Below are 17556 nucleotides of genomic sequence, written 5' to 3' on the forward strand. Positions count from 1 at the left end.
TACCCCATAGAATTCTAGCTTTCTTAGAAATTATCAGGAGTAGTAGATGGGGTGGAATGAGCCGGAAAAAGGCAAAGATCCTTGGAAGGGTAAGAATCAGCCTCCAGATTTAGACGAAGCTTTTAAACGTATCCAGGAAAAATTGAAAAAAGCTTTTGGTGGCGGAACTGGGCAATCAGGTAACAAATCATCCAGCAGTTCCAATGGTGGTTTGTTAGCTGGAATGGTGGTTTTAGCCGCATTCGTTATTTGGGTTCTGTCAGGTATCTTTATTGTTGACCCTGCAGAACAAGCCGCGATATTGCGTTTTGGCAAATATGCAGAAACGGTTGGACCAGGCCCCCATTGGATACCTCGATTTATTTCCTCCAAAATAGTAATGAATGTGGATAGGGTTTTAGATTACTCCTACTCAGCTCAGATGCTTACTCGTGATGAAAATTTAGTAGCTGTTTCATTAGCAGTACAATATCGCATTAATGATTTGCAACAATATTTATTTAACGTAGCGAATCCTGAAGAAAGTCTCCAGCAGGCAACTTCCAGCGCATTGAGACAAATTGTAGGTACCACCACGCTGGATCAAATCATTACTGAAGGACGTGAAGTCTGGGGTAACAGTGTACAAGATTCTCTTATAAAAATCCTGGGTATGTATAAAACGGGTATTTTAATTGTCAATGTATCGCCCCAGCCCGCACGTGCACCCGAGAGTGTGCAGGATGCTTTTGATGATGCAATTAAAGCTCAGGAAGATGAAAAGCGCTTTAAAGAACAAGCATATGCCTATGCTGCTAGAGTAGTGCCTATTGCCGAAGGAAATGCAAGCAGGATAAAACAAGAGGCAGAAGCGTTTTCTAAACAAGTAGTTCTGCGTGCACAGGGTGAAGTTGCTGAATTTTTGGCATTGCTTCCTCAATACATGATCGCACCAAAAATTATGGTTGAACGTATGTATCTGGAAACTATGGAAAAAGTATTAAACAGTACCAGTAAAATCATCGTTGACGGTAAAGCAGGAAATTTGCTGTATTTGCCGTTAGATAAATTATCCATGAACCAGCAAGATTCTCAAAGTGATTCAACGGTGAAAAAAGACAGTGCTGCTGATAACAACGATGGAGATAATGGGACATTAATTGGACGTGATCTCACCAGACCTATTTATCGTCAAGGGAGGGATTAAGAATGAATGCGACTAAAACAACCCTGAGTATCATCACCTTTTTTATATTATTGCTGTTTTTTTCCAGTGTCTTTACAGTGACACAAGGACAGCAAGGTATTATTTTGCGTTTAGGGCGATTAATAACTGAAGGTGAAACCCAACAGGTTAAAGTGTTAAATCCTGGATTGCACTTTAAAACTCCGTTTATAGAAAGTGTCCGTATTTTTGATACCCGTATTCAAACGATGGATATCAAATCAACGCGTATTGTTACTAAAGAAAAAAAGGATGTTATGGTTGATTATTACGTTAAATGGCAAATTGCTGATTTAGCGCAATATTTTAAATCTACAGGTGGCAATGAGTTTAAGGCGGAAACATTGCTTGAGCAGCAGTTAAATACTTTGTTGCGTGCTCAATTTGGTAAACGGACTATTTCCGAGGCAGTTTCAGGCGGCCGTGATGATGTGATGGAGATATTACGTAATGCGGCAGAAAAGCAAGCCAGTGAGCTGGGGATTAATGTAGTTGATGTGCGTCTTAAAGGCATAGAGTTACCAGCAAATACCAGTAATGCAATTTATCAGCGTATGAGAGCTGATATGCAAAAAATTGCTAATAGACATAGAGCTGACGGGCAGGCCGCTGCAGAGGAAATTCAGGCCAAGGCAGATGCTGATGTTATGGTATTATTAGCTAAAACCAAAAGTCAGGCACAGCGTGTGCGAGCCGTAGGACAAGCAGAAGCAGCAACCATTTATGCCAAAGCGTATAGTCAAAATAAAGATTTTTTTGCTTTATATCGCAGTTTAATTGCTTATGAAAATAGCTTTCATAGTAGAAAAGATATTTTTGTTTTAGACCAAAGCAGTGCTTTTTTTGATTATTTCAAACAACCCACACCAAAAAATGATGGTGTGGTTTTGAAAAAGTAATTATAATATTCGATTTTGCTGAAATTGGGTTCAAATTCAATCAGCACTTCGCAAATTAAAGAGTGGATCATGGGTAAGAATGTTGTTGTTATAGGTACACAATGGGGTGATGAAGGCAAAGGTAAAATTGTCGATTTGCTAACTCAGGATGCGCAAGTTGTTGTCCGTTATCAAGGCGGTCATAATGCTGGGCATACTTTGAAAATTAAAGGGGTAAAAACTGTACTTCGTTTAATTCCTTCAGGTATGCTTAGGCCTCATGTGACCTGCTACATTGCTAATGGTGTAGTGCTTTCGCCGCAGGCTCTACTTTCCGAAATAAAAGAACTTGAAGAAAAAGCCATCAGCGTTAGGGACCGTTTACGTATTAGTTTGGCTTGCCCCCTGATTCTTCCCCATCATGTGGCTTTAGACAAAGCACGAGAAGGGCACATGGGAAATTCTGCTATTGGAACGACAGGGCGTGGTATTGGTCCGGCTTATGAAGATAAAATTGCCAGACGTGCCCTAAAGGTTAGTGACTTGTTTCATCCTAAACGTTTTGCTAAAAAATTGACTGATCTTTTGGACTACCATAATTTTGTTTTAACGCAGTATTATAGACAACCCGCTGTAGAGCTACAGCCTATACTGGATGAAGCATTACTTTGGGCTGAAGAGTTGAAGCCTATGGTTTACGATGTATCTGCATGCCTCCACGAGCATAGAGAAAAAGGCGATAATATCTTATTTGAAGGTGCTCAGGGTGTATATCTTGATATCGATCATGGAACTTACCCTTTTGTAACTTCATCGAATACCTGTGTAGGTTCTGTAATTAACGGTGCAGGGTTTGGTCCTAAATATCTTGACTACGTTTTAGGTATTACCAAGGCCTATACCACACGCGTAGGCGGTGGTCCTTTTCCGACAGAGCTCACTGATGAGATTGGGGAAAAAATCGCGGAGCGTGGCCAGGAGTTTGGGGCTGTTACGGGTAGAGCCAGACGATGTGGTTGGTTTGATGCGGCTCTATTGAAGCGCTCAATTGAGCTGAATAGCATTACGGGGCTTTGTATCACCAAATTAGATGTACTGGACGGTTTGGATGTTCTTCGCATTGCGATAGCTTACAAAGATAGCGAAGGTAATCTTTTATCTCGCCCTCCTCAGGCTGCGGATGATTTCGCAGGTTTGGTCCCGATTTATGAAGAAATGCCAGGATGGCAGGAAGATACAGCTGATGTTACTGTGATGAGTGACTTGCCTGCTAATGCTATAGCGTACTTAAAGCGAATCGAGCAATTACTGGGTATTCCTATTGATATGTTGTCAACAGGACCAGAAAGAGATTCAACTATCATCTTACGTGATCCCTTTACCGCTTAGGGTTTCTTTTTGTTAATTCAATTACTTGCGTGGGGCTGTACAGATCAGCCCTTACCAAAATATATTCAATGGCTTTCTGCAGGGCGCTACTCATTCTCAACTAAGGTAAATTGGTCACTAAGAGCGCAGCGAATTGATCCATGAAGACGTGTCTTTGATTTTACAATTACGAGAATGGATACATCACCAGCATAACCATAAAGGATTTTCATGTCAATTAGTATAAAAAAAGAACAATTAATATCTCATTCTGTGACCACTCAATCAGTTGAAATGACCATGCAAAAGATTGCAGCCAGGATAAAAAAGCAAGGTGATAAACCCCACGCAACAGTAACTCTTCAATTAAAACTGCTTGAACAACTCGGTGAATTTGCGTTTGGTCGCTATTTAATTCTTAATCAGGGAATCAATGGTTACTGGACCCATTATATGTTAACTCATCCTTGGTATGGCCGAAAAACCGGACAGAGCACCTCTGGTGCCCCTCTGAAAGAACTAGAGATTTTTCTTCTTGATAAGGCGCCATTGATTCTTGCCACACAACAACGTTTTGGTATTTTTCTTCAAAAAAATCAGGAGGTAGTTAAAAATGACGCTCTTCTCGCTTGTATTCCTTGTGGCATGATGGGGGAGCTTTTGTATCTTGGTTTCGAAGACATTACCAATATTAAATTAATGGGATTAGATTATGATCCGGCTACTTTAGAAGAGGCTAAAGAACTTGCAAAAAAACAAGGGTTGTCTCATTTTGTAGAATTGAACCAAGGTAATGCATGGAAACTGGATGTAGATAGGCAATTTGATTTGATTTCCAGTAACGGGCTGACTATATATGAACCAAATGAAAAGAAAGTTACGGAACTTTATCAGCTATTTTATAATGCTTTAAAACCTGGCGGAAGATTAGTTAGCAGCTTTATTACTCCACCACCTTCTTTAACCATTAAATGCGAATGGGATATGGAACAGCTCAATCAAAATGATTTACTGCTCCAAAAAATTATATTTACAGATATTCTTGAAGCAAAATTTCAATGTTATCGATCGACATCACAAAGCAAACAGCAACTGGAGTCGGTAGGTTTCAAGGACTTTGAATTTATTTACGATAAGGCCAGATTATTTCCTACCGTTATTGCCTATAGATAATCTAGGGTTTGATTGCCTTTGAGCGCAACCAAAATAATCGTTTTTTATTTAATAATTTGCTCAGCCATGTTCTTCTGACATACCATTGCATGAAGTTTACAATGCATCCTCATAGAGCCAGACTAGTTAAGAATTCTGTGATAGCCTTAATCCCCTTGCTTTATTCAGCTGTTTTTCTTGACCTGGCACAACGCCATTAACAGTACTGCAAGCCCTTACCGTATGAAGTTACTTATATGTATTAAAACTACGTCGTAATGTTTTCCTGTCAATCTGGTTCTATCAATTCCTGGGGCTTCTAGTTTTTTAAAAGGTGTCAGTAAGTCTGCTTGCATGTTGCCTCTATAAAAAAACATTTGATCCTGTCTGCTTTAATTGGTCTCCTACATAATGGTTGATGCTTTTTCACAAGAAAATTGATTTATAAATGGTTTAACGGATTAGAATATTCAGGCAGTTGAGATGAATTAGAACAAGCCGCATATTGTTAGGTCTCTTACCCATTCATCGCACCATAGCAATAGTTTTCCATGTATTTTTAAAAAAATTTTCATGAGTCCTCCTGAATAAACAAAGAATCAATTCCTGCGTCCAAGAGCGGAGAACTGATTAGACTTTGATGATTTCGATAATTCTATGGAAAAATCGATGTTTATAAGCATATATCAAGGTTTTTTTTGCAGCGGCTCTTAACTTTGACTATCCTTAGTGGTGTGCTAATATTAATTAAATTGGTCTATAATTGTTACGTCTGGAGTTCACGAGGACTTGATTAAATGGGTATTTACAGTCAAACAGAGCTCCATTTAGGGAGTGGCTATGATAGATTTAGAGCTTTTAGCACTACATGAAATCGATAGAAATGGAATGAGCGTACACTTAAAGCCTAATACAACGGCGATGATGACGCCCAAACTAGTTGACGAAATAAGGGCACTTCAAGATTCTCTCGCTAAAAAATACATGAATCAATCTTTCGATAATTATTATGTCATCTGGTATCTTAATAAAAATATAAATTTTTCCTGCTGTGGTCTCGATTTTCGATTTGTTCATGATTGCTTTAAATACAACAAAGAGCACGATCTGGAGCATTATATCGATCGAATTTTTAATATAATTTTTCTTAATTACATTGGCTTGGGGCTTCCTATTATTAACTGTTCCATATTGACGAAATATTTATCCGGACTCTCAAAAGAATTTTTTTTAATGAGCAAGATATGTTTTATCTATCAAAGAAAATATAAGGGATTAAGTAAAATAGAGATCTGTAACGAAATAGCTAATTTGACCTTTAAAAAAGAGCATTATTGTAAAAATGACTATTATTTTTATAACCCAATCCATATTGGACAAATGAAAGAAATTATAGAAAATACAGTCTATGAAATTCCAACTAAGCTCACTATTGAGGCAGCGAAAATTGAGTTTGATGCCTTTAAAGAATTAATGCTTTTAAGACTTTATAAAATTGCATCGAGAGATATTAAAATTTTAGACCGCTTTGCCCGTAATGATATAAAACGGATGTTTCACTGATATTCTTTAGCTGATGCCTGGTGCAAGAAAGGATCTATTTTAGATGGATGGATCGCTATCTTTTTTGATTAATCAAGGAGTCATAATGGGTATAAAAACTGAGTCAATTGCTGCTGACCAGTACAAGCTCTCTAACAGAGTGATCTTGTACTGTTTAACCTGAGGGTATGGAACCAAAACCAACCTATATTTTTAAGCTGCATTTTATATCAAGACAAGTTGCTAGCTGTATCGATTTTCAAAGGAAATTAATTTTCGCTCCAAATTCCATTGCAGTGTCGCCTTTTCGTTATTGTTAATAAAGTGCTTACAGCTATTACTATTTAAATCCTTGCACTCTTGAATAAGTTGGCCCTTGTTTGCATCTGCCCATATACTTTTTCCAGGAAGAAATGAATACGTTAAGGTATTTCTGTTGACTTGCTTTAACTCTGCGTAGTCTAAACCGTGTCCGATAACCGCCTCAACATACTGACGGGTTAGGTTTGTTCTCAATACCCCTTCATCATCGGTAGATAAAACTACTGGAACATGATGAGAAAGATAGGACTTAAGAGGGTGATTGCGACCTGAAAGATTAAGTATCTTTAAGTTGCTGATGAGATTAATTTCAACGGGTAAATGATGTTCTTCCATGTACTTTAAGGTGTCATCAGCTTTTTTTTCATGGGCTATAGCAGCACCATGTCCGATTCGCTGAGCATGGCCGGTAAATAGGGCATCACGAATATGATAGCCTAAATCTTTAGCTACAACTTTACCTGGCTCCAGTTCTCCTGCGTGCAGCGCAATGTTTACATTAGGATATGCTTGGTGAAGATACTGAAAAATAAGCATTTGTTGGTGGTAATCACGTAAAGAAATAATACCATCTTCTGGTTGCACTAAATTAACACCTACCAAACTTCCTTTTGAGCGTGAAACAGCTTCAAATGCATTGAGTGTTTGGGCAAAAAGGTTATCATTTGATTGTTCACGAAGGGAGTAGTAAAGAAATTTTATGGTCACTTTGCAGCGTTCAGCCTGAGGAGTAATATGACATCCTAAATGCAGGCGGGCTTGGTTAATTATTCGATCACTTTCTTCAACGGTCTTGGTGATATTGTTTTGAAAATCCTTATTAGCCAATAATATCTGCCTCTTTTGGGCATAAGACGAAATATTGTTTATTAAGGTTCCAAAGCGTGTTGATTGAGCATTATCAGGGATATCCATAACTTCCAGATACTGTTCCTGTTGTGCTGCAGCTCTTTGGATAACATTTGCCAGCAATTCTGGTCGATAATCAAACACGATAGGCATATATTTCATAAATCCATTGAAAAAATGATCGTGGCCTGATTCTTTTCCGGGAATAAAATCCTTCATGGACCAGTCTTTTATAATTTGAGAATAAAGTTCTGGTTGATTCACGATGTCTTTAGATTTAACCCCATTGCAATTGGGGGAGCTGGGACTCAATACCAAGGTTTTTTTATTTAAACAATAGTCGCCCTTGGACGCTAGCAATAACATAGTTTCTGGGTAAGGGCCTCCTGCTAAATGATAATGCAACTCTCCTCCTTTAGGCATTATTTTAAAAAATGCATAAAGTGCCTTGGGATCCTTTTTTATTTCATTAAAATACGCAGTGACATTTGCTTGCAATGAAGAAATAAAGAAAACACAGAACAGAGATAAAAATGGTCTAATAAAGATCATAGTGGCCTGTTGTCTATCATCAAAAAAGAAATTATCGCATAATCTGTACGGATTCCCAACAGTTTTGAGTATTAAATTACGCTTATATCCCGATTATTTACGAAAAACAACAAATGGTGCATTGATAATGTATAGAAAAGCGATGAATAGTTATAATCGGTTCCTATATCTAATAATGATTGTATTTATAAACTATTCATAGCAGAATATTTATCATGTTTATTACTCTGGTGAAAGTAAATATGATACGAATACTGCTAAAATCTGCCCCGACATTCTCCAGTTTTATTTTATCACTCTGGTTAACTGGTTTACATGCTGCTGGCCATGATAAAACGATGGATAAAGACCAGGTTGATATCAATATCGGGATTTATGCCCCGTTTTCTAATCAGCATGCCTTTATTGGCCGGAATATATTAGGCGCTATGGAGATGGCACGCGATCAGTTAAAGCCTTCGAGAGTCAAGTACTCGTTTTATACCTTGGATAAAGTACCTGAAAATCGTAATCCAGTCAGTACTCTGCAAAAATTTATCAAGGCGCATAAGATTAAAGTACTTCTAACCGAAGGTTCGGTAAATGGAAGATTATTAGCCTCATTTGCAAAAAAAAATAATCTTATTCATTTTAGCATGGCTAGTGATCCAAAAATTGCTGACGGTAAGAATAATTTTCTTGTCTGGAGTCCAGCTTACGAACAAGCCTCTGTTTTAGTAAAAACTCTCAAACAAAAAAAAATTAACCAGTTAGGCATCATCACCACAAATCACCCATCGGATAGAGTGTTGACCCAAACTGTTATGAAGCAATTAAAAACTGATTCGTCAATAAAAATTGCTGCCTATGAGAAATACGAAGTTGGGACCAAGGATTTTTCTGGCATGATTGATAAAATTAAAGGGAAAAACTCGGATCTGTATTTTATTATGGCTTCTCCTGAAGATATTGAGCTAATCCAATCGGAAATGAAGAAGGCTCATATTAATAAACCGGTTACAAGTATTGTAGAACGAGTAACTCCTAAGGTGATGCAGGTTTTTAATGGCCAATGGTACATAGATACTCATGAAATGAAACCTGAGTTTGTAAATCAATATCAAGAGACCAATTTAAATTATCCAGTCACTGAAGCAGGCTACGCATTCGATGTGTTTCATCTACTGAATCAAAGTGTCATCATGGCAGCTAAAGTCAGATCTAACTTCACCAGTCAGGATCTTGCAGAGCAAATTAATAGTTTGGCATTCGGCACAGGGGTAATGGGGCCGTTCAATCTGGATAAAAATGGAGTTTTATACACTCAATCTCAGGTGAAGCAGGTAAACAAAGGGGTGATACATACCGCCTGATAGTGACCTAGTTCATATCATAAAGTCAGCAGTTCAGTGAACTGCTGACTTTAATAAGCAGCACTATCATTATCTGTTTGCCAAAGCCATTCCTTCCAATACAGTTAATGCCGCGTAGAGCTGATAATCCTCATGGATTAAGTCTGTAGTTTTAAAATTTGACTTTTTAAGGATTGTACTCTCAGGGTTGTTTTTGTTAAGTAAATGTCCGCTAAGTTCGGCTTCACTGAATCCTGTTACATCCACTTTTTTGTTGGCATCTTTAGGCACATCCAACTCTTCTACCACGATATCAGGAATAATTCCCTTAGCCTGAATAGAGGTTCCAGAGGGGGTGTAGTAGAGAGCAGTAGTTAGCTTGATCCCTGTTTTACTATCCAAAGGCAAGACAGTTTGAACAGAACCTTTGCCAAAGCTTTTCGTTCCCAATATGATGGCTCTTTTATTATCTTTAAGGGCCCCAGCAACTATTTCGGAGGCGGAAGCGGAACCATTATTGATTAAAACGACTATAGGAGCACTGTCTACTGCATCTATAGGGTGAGGTTTAGCCAAAGCTGTAAATTTTGATCCAGGCTGACGTCCTTCGGTATACACGATCATTTCTGGTTTGCCTGATTTGTCATTACCAAGAAAGGCATCAGAAACTTGAATGGCGGAATCAAGTAGACCTCCTGGGTTATTTCTTAGATCTAATACCAGTCCTTTTAATTTTCCATTTGACTGTTGCTTTAATTGCTCAATTGCCTGGATCATATCTTTGCCAGTTAAAGCCTGAAATTGAGTCAGGCGAATGTATCCATAGCCATCACTGAGCATTTTACTTTGCACACTTTTAATTTGAATGACTTCACGTATTAGGTCAAAAGTTAGCGGTTTGCTTACTCCCTTGCGTAAAACAGTCAGCTCAATAGTGGAGCCTGCTTTACCACGCATTAAATTAACTGCATCTTTAAGAGAAAGACCTTGCACAGACTCCTTTCCCAATTTAATGATGTAATCACCGGATTTTATTCCAGCTTTGAAAGCCGGAGTATCAACCAGAGGAGTAATGACCTTTACTACGCCATCTTCCATAGTGACCTCTATACCCAGTCCACCAAATTCACCACTGGTTGACGTTTGCAGTTCTTTAAATTCTTCTTCGCTCAGAAAGCTTGAATGAGGATCCAGACCGCTTAACATACCACGAATGGCATTATCAAATAGTTCTTTGTCATCGATGGGTTTTACATAATATTTTTTTATCTCACCGATAGCATTAGAAAATCTTTGTACGTCTTCCAATGGAATTCGCTTTGTATTAGAGTTACTAGTATTCGTTTCATCAGCTGAAAAAGCAGTTAAAGGAAGCATTAAACTAAATGCATAAACAACTGCTAAAGTGCGTGGAAATATTTTCTGAATAACCATAGCGATCTCCTCGGATGCAAGGCCACAAAATCAGCCGCTTCTTTTTTGTTTTTGTTAAATATTGAAATGCAATTTGAGTGCCAGAGGCAAAACCTAAGACAACCAGCCTAGCGGGGATACCGCTTTTCCTCTAAGTCTTATTTCAAAGTATAGACCGTTTTGTTTAATTCCACCGCTATGACCTACACTGGCGATTTGCTCTCTTTGGTGAACCATTTGTCCTTTACGTTTAAAGAGTGATTGATTGTGAGCGTATAACGTCATAAATCCCTGCCCATGGTCAATGATAAGCAGTAAACCATAACCTTTTAACCAGTCACTAAACACCACTTTACCAGGATAGACGGCAGTAACTACCGTTCCTTCATCGGCAAAAAATGTCACCCCTTGATTCATCTTCTGCAGGGATCTGTGTTCAGTTTGTATTGGTAACGGCAATTTTTTGCGCATTTGGGCAAAGGGTTTGCTGCTTTGGACAACACTTTGTTGTGTTAATGACTTTAATAAGCGCGATAAATTGTCTTTATCTTTTTGAAAGTCTCTTAAGGTGAGTTGATTTGTTTGAATCTCATGATTTAGGGAATCAATTAAAGTAGTATGATAGCTTTTACTTTGCTGCAGTTGTTGTTGATGCTGTGTCAGTTGTTCTTGTAAGTGTTGATTTTTAGCTAATTCGTTATGGAGCTTATCTTTATTTTCATTGATTTTTTTACGTGTTTCATCAATTTGATCGATTAATTGCTGACGGGATTTAATCAGATATTGATAATAGGTCAAAATCCGGCTGACTTTGTAGGGATTATCCTGATTCAATAGCCATTTAAGCGGTTGATACTCACCCATTTGGTAACGTGCTCGTACATGGCTAGCCAATAACTGTTGCTGTGTCACTAACTGCTGATTCAAAGTAATAACTGAAGCTTGCAATTCGGTAATTTTACGCTCTTTAGAACTCATATCATGCTGGATTAAGCGAAGTTTCTGTACACATTCTCCAATTTGCTTCTCTGTTTCGGATAATTCTTTGTTTAATACGCCACGTTTATCATGAGCAGAGTTCAAAGTTTGTCGAAGATTATGAATTTTAGTATCTAACTGTTTAAGTTTGCTCTGAGTCTGAATCATGGGGGATGTTGCTTTTGCCTCAAGACAAAAATAAAACATCATACTTAGTATTATTCCATAGAGGTAAATGACATGCCTGTTTGAAATGAGATAATTTTTACTACGCAAGGACATGGTTTTTTTCCAATAGAACATGGCCAGTCATATCTTTTGGTGGGGAAATTCCTATGAGGGCAAGCAAGGTTGGTGCTATATCGATTAAACTTCCTGCTAATTGAGTAAAATGCCAATCACCGCCCACGAAGACAAAGGGGACTGGTTCGCTCGTATGTGCTGTATGAGCTTGATGAGTAATGTTGTCGAACATTTCTTCGGCATTGCCGTGATCGGCTGTAATTAATAACATACCCCCCTGCATAGTGAGCGTTTGCCAAACTTGGCTCATGCATTGGTCTAAACATTCAATGGCCTTTACTGTGGCTGCAAAATTACCACTGTGGCCGACCATATCGGCATTAGCATAATTACAGATTATGACATCGTAAGACTGGCTGTTTATGGCTTCTATTAAGGCAGTTGTTAATTCAGGGGCGCTCATCTCTGGTTGTAAGTCATAGGTTGCAACTTTGGGTGACTGGATCATGATCCTTTGCTCATTAGGAAAAACAAGTTCGTTTCCACCGTTAAAGAAAAAAGTAACGTGAGCATACTTTTCTGTTTCTGCAATACGAAGCTGTCTTAGACCATGCGCTGATAATATTTCTCCCAAGGTATTATTGAGAAGAAGAGGAGGAAATGCATTGATGGCAGGCAAATTTTTATCGTATTGAGTCATAGTAACAAAGCAAGACAATTGAGGGCAAACTGTCCGTTTAAATCCATTAAATGAGGGATCAAGAAATGCTGAGGTTAATTGTCGTGCTCGGTCAGCACGAAAATTAAAGAATAAAACAGCATCCCCATGTTCAATTGGTTTCGTATCTCCTATTCGTGTTGGGGGAATAAATTCATCCGACAGGTTTTGCTGATAACAGAGTCTTATTGCGGTTTGTGCATCAGTTGCATGATCTTTACTTTGGCCTTGGGTTAATAAGGTATAAACAGGTTCCACTCGTTCCCATCGTCTATCCCTATCCATTGCATAATAACGGCCACTAATTGAGCATATTTTACCTACTGGATGGGTTTGGAGTACTTTATTTAAACGCTCAATGCTTTCAAGAGCGCTTTGTGGAGGGGTGTCTCTACCATCGAGAAATAAGTGCAAACAAACTGAGTTAAATTGTTTGTTATCGCAAAGAGCCAGGAAGGCAAATAAATGTTGTTCATGACTATGAACGCCACCCGGGGATAATAAACCCATAATATGTAGCGATTTACCTGTTTTTTTTAAATTATCCAACATGCCATGGAATACAGGATTATTAGAAAATTCGTTTTTGACTATAGCTTGATTAATTCGGGTAAAGTCTTGTTGGATGACTCTTCCTGCACCGATGTGCATATGCCCTACTTCTGAATTACCCATTTGTGTATCCGGTAAGCCAACGGGCAATCCTGAAGCTTGCAAAAGAATATGAGGGACATTCTCCCACCATTCATCCCATTGCGGGGTATGAGCCTGAGCAATGGCATTGTGCGTGTTAGTTTCATTAAAGCCCCAGCCATCAAGAATCATGAGCACCAGGGGGGCATTTTTTGTCATGGAAGATAATCCTAAATGTATCAATAGATTGGCTTTTCAAGATTATACCTATGCTGATCAAAGAGGTATATAGTTCCCGCCCACTCAATCACAAGTTTGAGTGGTAATGCAATTGCCATTGGGGTTACATTGTTGGATTTGGCAATTATCATTATCATTTGCTGGCTCTACTACAACGGTTGGTGATCCCCAACCGCTTCCTGGTACGTAGTTGCCAATATTTGGAGCGGTATAATAATTAAGCTCATCAGTGCTTTGATGATAGCCGTAATTTGGACGGTATCCACCATTATGATTGTATCCGCTACTCAGATGGTTACCTGCATCTTGATGATATCCACCAGCACGTTCGGCAAAACATACCGAGCTGCTAGAGAAAATTAGTGCAAGAAAAAAAAGGCGGTATTTTGGATAACTCAATTTTGATGTATTCATAATCACTCCGTTTAACATGTCCAAAGACTATCCTTTTTAAAAGTATATTCTTTGATAATTAGTTTATTTAAAGGTTGGTTATTTTTCTGACTAAGTCGTGGTTAATAAATGTTTTGAATTGCTGGCCATTCATTAATAAAATGTTTTCTCCCAAGGGTAGTGAGATAGCTCCTAATAGCGGAGCTGGGGCATAAGATAACGAAGCAAAGACTAAACTATCGGGCTGTTATCAAACTCTTCAGGTTTAAATTGTGACAGGTATTTAGTTAAACTGAGTTGTATGGTTGAGGTAATTCCATAGTGGTTTTTTAATAAAACCAAAGTACTCCAACCCCACCAGCTGCTCGTAACTTTTTTATCATAAGGATTGGACAGATCTGTTCTTCTATAGAGTTGTTTATTCACATCGTCCCAGAAAAACATCGGCGTAATGTCTAAATTATTTTCATCAGTCAACAGATCGACTTGAGGGAGCATTTCTAACACTCTGCTCTGCTCTGGTATTGCTCCAGAATTATAAGCATCAAATACTTCATCAGCTGATTGTTGCAAAGTTTTTAATAGCATTTGTTGGTTTAATTGATTCATTGGGTTGAAATAGGAAAAATCACCATAGACTATCCAGTGGTCGCCCAAGGCATTGTGTACGTGTAAACCGTATTTATTTTCTTCGTTATGCATGTAGCTGGCTAACAAAGATCCGAGTACTGCAGGACTCACCTTATTTTTTAATTCTCCTCTAGGGGTTCTTAAATGTCCTGCTGCAAAATGATCTGATAAATAATGAGCAGCAAAAGCTTCCATTGCATAAGCAATCTCCAAGTCAGAACGGTCCCCTGTTTTTTGAGCTTTTAAAGCCTGTTGCAGGGCAACTTGATGTCCAGCTTTATAGGCATTAATATCATTGGGCGAAAAGTGATCGTAATTTTCCATTGCCAAGAGTAAATATCGACCTGGATAGAGCCACCATCCATAGGTTGTGCATCCTCCGCCAGTAATACAGTTCACTTGTCGACCGATTTCGTTTCCTAATCGCTTATATATTTCTTCAGCAGTTTCACCTTTTTCGATACTTGCTTCAATTTCACGTATTTCGTTCTGGATTACCAAAGTGAGTTCCGTAACTTCACCGACGGCAGCAAAGCTTTTTGCAAATGTTTTAAAGGCCTCTTTAAATCGTAATTTTTTTTCATTTTTATCAAGACCATAACTGATGGGTTTTCCCAAAACTCCATAAAGATCCCCTAAGCTGATAATGTCGCCAAAGGTCAGGATTAAACCATTTTTTAAATGTAAGGGAATTGCCACTTGAGATGGTTGGGTTACATCAAATTTAAGTGCTATTTGTTGTCCTATAGCCCAATGTTCTGATAATGCAAAGCCTGATGAAGAGTAGGCATGAGTTATTGGGGAAGAGCATAATCCCCAGCAAAGTAACAAAATGGAGTTGAAAGTTGCAGCCAAGGATAAATATGTTCTCATCGTGTGCCTCATTAGAAATAAGATAAAAATTGAACCAGTTTTTTTACCTTGCTGGAAAACAGCTTGGGTGTATAAAACTGACTGGCTACTCGTTTACTTAGTTCACTTAACGTTGGGTAAGCAGCAGTGGTGTCAGTAAACGTTCTTAACGTTTTCCCTTCTCGAATGGCTATTACCCATGGAAACAATAACTCTCCTGCCCCATGACCAACTATGGTGACCCCAAGTATTCTACCTTTGGGAGTGGCAATGACTTTAATAAAGCCTGTGGTGTTTTGATCAGTTTGTGCTCTGTCATTACTCGAGTAATCTGACTTTAATACGATATGACTGATACCGGTTGCAGTGCACAATGACAGACTTTTACCTACATGTGCCAGTTCTGGCTCCGTGTATGTTACCCAGGGGATTGCTGTTTCGTCCATCTTTGCGGGGAGCTTAAATGCTATATTGCGCAATACAACACCCGCATGACTATTAGCTACATGAGTAAATTGAAACGCTCCGGCAACATCCCCAATGGCATAGATTTGTTTATTTGTAGTACGTAATCGCCGATCAACGATGACTCCTTTTTTATTGAGCTCTATCCCTGCCCGTTCGCAATGAAGCAATTCTGTATTCGGTTTTCTGCCGGTTACAACAAGCAAGTGAGTTCCTTTGAAATTCAGTTGTGTTCCTTCCCGGTTAGCATGGATCATAATGTGACCCTCGCCATCAGAGCTAATCTGATTTACAGTGACCAACTCATTAAGATGAACGCCAGTTTGAATTAACGCCTCTCGGACAATTTCCACAGCCTCAGGATCATCATTCCCTAAAATACTGAGCTCTTCAACTAAAGTGACTTTAGAACCCAGCATAGCAAATGCCTGTGCCAACTCGCAACCTATAGGTCCACCACCTAAAATGAGTAGATGAGACGGCAGAGCATTGATACTAAAAATGGTTTCATTGGTGTAAAAGCTAATTTCTTTTAACCCGGGAATAGATGGAATATTTGCAGACGAGCCAGTAGCAATGACAAAGTGTTTTGCTTTAATTTCTTTTGTTCCTGCCCTCAAGGTAGTCTGATCGATAAATTGACCTGTTTCTTGAATTACCTGGACGCCAAGATTTTCAAATCGTTTAACAGAGTCATGAATGGCAATAGTGGCGATGACTCCTTTGACATGTTGCATCACTATTTTGAAATCAACGGAAGTATCAGGTGGCGATATGCCAAAAGTCTTGCTATGGCGGACTTGCCAATTTGCTTTGGCTGCTGCGAGTAATGATTTTGAGGGAATACAACCGTAATTCAAGCAGTCACCCCCCATTAACCCTTTTTCAACCAAGACTACATTAAGACCTAATTGTGAAGCACCTGACGCCAGGCTCAAGCCCCCTGAGCCGGCGCCAATAATTGCCAGATCACACCGAATTAATTGTTTCATGTTGAACCCTTGATTTTTTTATAGAGTACTGGTGACAGGGAAAGTAGTGCCAATCCAAGCAAGGGTAAAAATAGTTCCGGTGAAAAAATAATTTTTAAATCGGGTGTTTGTCCCCTTTCGAACAGGTAATTTAAACTCCCTCCAACAGATGAGTAAATCAAAGAACCAGGGATGATACCAAGGAAGGTAGCAAGGATAAAAATTTTTGTTTCAATACCGAGTAAGGCGGGTACTATGTTTACTACCCAAAAGGGAAAGAGAGGAATTAAACGTAATATGAGCAGGTAAGAAAAAGCATGATGTTTAAAACCACGACGCATTCTATTTATCCATTTAGTTGCTCGTTTCGCAACCCAGTCGCTAAAAGCGAATTTCACCATAAGAAATACAAGGGTTGAACCGATAGTCGCACTAATGACTACGTATACAGTCCCCCAAATCGGCCCGAATAGAAGGCCGCCAGTCAGGGTGAGAAAGAGGGCGCCGGGTATAGAGGCTGCAATACAAAGGATGTAGCCAACCATAAATATCAGAACTGCATAGAAATAGTGGTTATTCGTCCAGGAGATTAATTGTTTGTGATGTAATTTTAAACTCGAGAAGTTTAGATATTGATTTACTCTGAAATAATAGAAAATAAATATTATCAAAGGTAATAGCAGCAATGGCCAAATACGGCGTAGGACACTAAAGGTCATTAGTTTATCTCCCTGACGCTATTTATTGACGAGCAGTGATCAATCATTTTGATAATGATTAGCTACCAATAATGGAGTTTTTAAACACCAAGGTCAATCGATTT

Annotated in this window: 14 protein-coding genes; 6 read left to right on the top strand and 8 right to left on the bottom strand. The window is 38.7% G+C overall.

Annotation, left to right across the window (positions count from 1 at the left end; translation table 11 throughout):
• The first annotated feature begins 46 nt into the window (after nt 1-46).
• From hflK to HRS36_RS02705, 5 genes are all read left to right on the top strand, one after another.
• The gene (gene hflK / locus HRS36_RS02685; RefSeq protein ID WP_173236137.1) at nt 47-1186 is read left to right on the top strand and encodes an FtsH protease activity modulator HflK; all 1140 of its coding nucleotides are present in this window, start codon (nt 47-49) and stop codon (nt 1184-1186) included.
• A 2-nt stretch (nt 1187-1188) separates the two neighbouring features.
• Nucleotides 1189-2103: a protease modulator HflC gene (gene hflC / locus HRS36_RS02690; RefSeq protein WP_173236138.1), complete on the top strand. Its 915-nt coding sequence runs from the start codon at nt 1189-1191 to the stop codon at nt 2101-2103.
• A 69-nt stretch (nt 2104-2172) separates the two neighbouring features.
• Nucleotides 2173-3471, top strand: coding sequence for an adenylosuccinate synthase (locus HRS36_RS02695; protein WP_173236139.1), 1299 nt, complete (start codon nt 2173-2175; stop codon nt 3469-3471).
• 210 nt (nt 3472-3681) lie between these two features.
• Nucleotides 3682-4623, top strand: coding sequence for an SAM-dependent methyltransferase (locus HRS36_RS02700; protein WP_173236140.1), 942 nt, complete (start codon nt 3682-3684; stop codon nt 4621-4623).
• 819 nt (nt 4624-5442) lie between these two features.
• Nucleotides 5443-6165, top strand: a complete 723-nt coding sequence (locus HRS36_RS02705) for a hypothetical protein (protein ID WP_173236141.1) — start codon at nt 5443-5445, stop codon at nt 6163-6165.
• Between the two features lie 222 nt (nt 6166-6387).
• On the opposite strand, the gene HRS36_RS02710 is transcribed toward HRS36_RS02705, so the two are convergent.
• Entirely contained in the window at nt 6388-7863 is a 1476-nt protein-coding gene (locus HRS36_RS02710) for an adenosine deaminase (RefSeq protein ID WP_420814321.1), read from the bottom strand.
• 245 nt (nt 7864-8108) lie between these two features.
• On the opposite strand from HRS36_RS02710, the gene HRS36_RS02715 reads away from it, so the two are divergent.
• Nucleotides 8109-9218, top strand: a complete 1110-nt coding sequence (locus tag HRS36_RS02715; protein WP_226905549.1) for an ABC transporter substrate-binding protein — start codon at nt 8109-8111, stop codon at nt 9216-9218.
• Between the two features lie 69 nt (nt 9219-9287).
• Here HRS36_RS02715 and HRS36_RS02720 read toward each other — a convergent pair whose 3' ends face one another.
• The 7 genes from HRS36_RS02720 to HRS36_RS18580 all read right to left on the bottom strand — a co-directional run bounded on the left by HRS36_RS02720 (nt 9288) and on the right by HRS36_RS18580 (nt 17278).
• Entirely contained in the window at nt 9288-10631 is a 1344-nt protein-coding gene (locus HRS36_RS02720; protein WP_173236143.1) for a S41 family peptidase, read from the bottom strand.
• A gap of 93 nt (nt 10632-10724) precedes the next feature.
• Nucleotides 10725-11798, bottom strand: coding sequence for a murein hydrolase activator EnvC family protein (locus tag HRS36_RS02725; RefSeq protein ID WP_420814322.1), 1074 nt, complete (start codon nt 11796-11798; stop codon nt 10725-10727).
• 58 nt (nt 11799-11856) lie between these two features.
• Nucleotides 11857-13401 carry a 2,3-bisphosphoglycerate-independent phosphoglycerate mutase gene (gene gpmI, locus HRS36_RS02730; protein WP_173236144.1) on the bottom strand — a complete coding sequence of 515 codons (1545 nt, stop codon included), beginning with the start codon at nt 13399-13401 and terminating at the stop codon, nt 11857-11859.
• An 84-nt stretch (nt 13402-13485) separates the two neighbouring features.
• Nucleotides 13486-13836 carry a hypothetical protein gene (locus HRS36_RS02735; RefSeq protein ID WP_173236145.1) on the bottom strand — a complete coding sequence of 117 codons (351 nt, stop codon included), beginning with the start codon at nt 13834-13836 and terminating at the stop codon, nt 13486-13488.
• Nucleotides 13837-14046: 210 nt separating this feature from the next.
• Nucleotides 14047-15318: a phospholipase gene (locus HRS36_RS02740; protein ID WP_173236146.1), complete on the bottom strand. Its 1272-nt coding sequence runs from the start codon at nt 15316-15318 to the stop codon at nt 14047-14049.
• A gap of 11 nt (nt 15319-15329) precedes the next feature.
• Nucleotides 15330-16754, bottom strand: coding sequence for a dihydrolipoyl dehydrogenase family protein (locus HRS36_RS02745; protein ID WP_226905550.1), 1425 nt, complete (start codon nt 16752-16754; stop codon nt 15330-15332).
• Nucleotides 16751-17278: a TVP38/TMEM64 family protein gene (locus HRS36_RS18580; RefSeq protein ID WP_226905551.1), complete on the bottom strand. Its 528-nt coding sequence runs from the start codon at nt 17276-17278 to the stop codon at nt 16751-16753. Before HRS36_RS18580 ends, HRS36_RS02745 begins: the two co-directional genes overlap by 4 nt.
• Nucleotides 17279-17556 lie beyond the last annotated feature (278 nt).

The sequence above is a fragment of the Legionella antarctica genome, from assembly GCF_011764505.1.
GTDB classification, from domain to species: domain Bacteria; phylum Pseudomonadota; class Gammaproteobacteria; order Legionellales; family Legionellaceae; genus Legionella; species Legionella antarctica.

Excerpts from the sequence above, each read along its gene's own strand:
- hflK (WP_173236137.1), top strand. The coding sequence starts at position 47 with ATGGGGTGGAATGAGCCGGAAAAAGGCAAAGATCCTTGGAAGGGTAAG.
- hflC (WP_173236138.1), top strand. The coding sequence starts at position 1,189 with ATGAATGCGACTAAAACAACCCTGAGTATCATCACCTTTTTTATATTA.
- HRS36_RS02695 (WP_173236139.1), top strand. The coding sequence starts at position 2,173 with ATGGGTAAGAATGTTGTTGTTATAGGTACACAATGGGGTGATGAAGGC.
- HRS36_RS02700 (WP_173236140.1), top strand. The coding sequence starts at position 3,682 with ATGTCAATTAGTATAAAAAAAGAACAATTAATATCTCATTCTGTGACC.
- HRS36_RS02705 (WP_173236141.1), top strand. The coding sequence starts at position 5,443 with ATGATAGATTTAGAGCTTTTAGCACTACATGAAATCGATAGAAATGGA.
- HRS36_RS02715 (WP_226905549.1), top strand. The coding sequence starts at position 8,109 with ATGATACGAATACTGCTAAAATCTGCCCCGACATTCTCCAGTTTTATT.
- HRS36_RS02720 (WP_173236143.1), bottom strand. The coding sequence starts at position 10,631 with ATGGTTATTCAGAAAATATTTCCACGCACTTTAGCAGTTGTTTATGCA.
- HRS36_RS02725 (WP_420814322.1), bottom strand. The coding sequence starts at position 11,798 with ATGATGTTTTATTTTTGTCTTGAGGCAAAAGCAACATCCCCCATGATT.
- gpmI (WP_173236144.1), bottom strand. The coding sequence starts at position 13,401 with ATGACAAAAAATGCCCCCCTGGTGCTCATGATTCTTGATGGCTGGGGC.
- HRS36_RS02735 (WP_173236145.1), bottom strand. The coding sequence starts at position 13,836 with ATGAATACATCAAAATTGAGTTATCCAAAATACCGCCTTTTTTTTCTT.
- HRS36_RS02740 (WP_173236146.1), bottom strand. The coding sequence starts at position 15,318 with ATGAGAACATATTTATCCTTGGCTGCAACTTTCAACTCCATTTTGTTA.
- HRS36_RS02745 (WP_226905550.1), bottom strand. The coding sequence starts at position 16,754 with ATGAAACAATTAATTCGGTGTGATCTGGCAATTATTGGCGCCGGCTCA.
- HRS36_RS18580 (WP_226905551.1), bottom strand. The coding sequence starts at position 17,278 with ATGGTTGGCTACATCCTTTGTATTGCAGCCTCTATACCCGGCGCCCTC.